We start from the raw sequence: 1268 nt of genomic DNA, 5'->3' as shown, positions 1-1268 counted from the left end.
TCTTTAACAATTTATCAGACAATCTGTGTGGGCACTCGAAGATACGGATTCTTAACGTCGCAAGACGAAAAATGAATACCAAGTCTCTGAGTGAACACGTAATTCATTACGAAGTTTAATTCACGAGCATCAAACTTAAATTGAAGAGTTTGATCATGGCTCAGATTGAACGCTGGCGGCAGGCCTAACACATGCAAGTCGAACGGTAGCACAGAGAGCTTGCTCTCGGGTGACGAGTGGCGGACGGGTGAGTAATGTCTGGGAAACTGCCCGATGGAGGGGGATAACTACTGGAAACGGTAGCTAATACCGCATAATGTCGCAAGACCAAAGAGGGGGACCTTCGGGCCTCTTGCCATCGGATGTGCCCAGATGGGATTAGCTTGTAGGTGGGGTAACGGCTCACCTAGGCGACGATCCCTAGCTGGTCTGAGAGGATGACCAGCCACACTGGAACTGAGACACGGTCCAGACTCCTACGGGAGGCAGCAGTGGGGAATATTGCACAATGGGCGCAAGCCTGATGCAGCCATGCCGCGTGTATGAAGAAGGCCTTCGGGTTGTAAAGTACTTTCAGCGAGGAGGAAGGTGTTGTGGTTAATAACCACAGCAATTGACGTTACTCGCAGAAGAAGCACCGGCTAACTCCGTGCCAGCAGCCGCGGTAATACGGAGGGTGCAAGCGTTAATCGGAATTACTGGGCGTAAAGCGCACGCAGGCGGTCTGTCAAGTCGGATGTGAAATCCCCGGGCTCAACCTGGGAACTGCATCCGAAACTGGCAGGCTAGAGTCTTGTAGAGGGGGGTAGAATTCCAGGTGTAGCGGTGAAATGCGTAGAGATCTGGAGGAATACCGGTGGCGAAGGCGGCCCCCTGGACAAAGACTGACGCTCAGGTGCGAAAGCGTGGGGAGCAAACAGGATTAGATACCCTGGTAGTCCACGCCGTAAACGATGTCGACTTGGAGGTTGTGCCCTTGAGGCGTGGCTTCCGGAGCTAACGCGTTAAGTCGACCGCCTGGGGAGTACGGCCGCAAGGTTAAAACTCAAATGAATTGACGGGGGCCCGCACAAGCGGTGGAGCATGTGGTTTAATTCGATGCAACGCGAAGAACCTTACCTACTCTTGACATCCAGAGAACTTAGCAGAGATGCTTTGGTGCCTTCGGGAACTCTGAGACAGGTGCTGCATGGCTGTCGTCAGCTCGTGTTGTGAAATGTTGGGTTAAGTCCCGCAACGAGCGCAACCCTTATCCTTTGTTGCCAGCG

1 rRNA gene is annotated in these 1268 nt (G+C 53.1%); it reads left to right on the top strand.

Annotated elements, in window-relative coordinates:
• Window positions 1–137: 137 nt before the first annotated feature.
• Window positions 138–1268, top strand: a 16S ribosomal RNA gene (locus FDX11_RS11670); the annotation flags it as partial.

The organism is Citrobacter sp. wls714 (genome assembly GCF_005281025.1).
In the GTDB taxonomy this organism is placed as follows: Bacteria; Pseudomonadota; Gammaproteobacteria; order Enterobacterales; family Enterobacteriaceae; genus Citrobacter; species Citrobacter werkmanii.
This window is presented reverse-complemented; position numbering and strand designations above follow the sequence as displayed.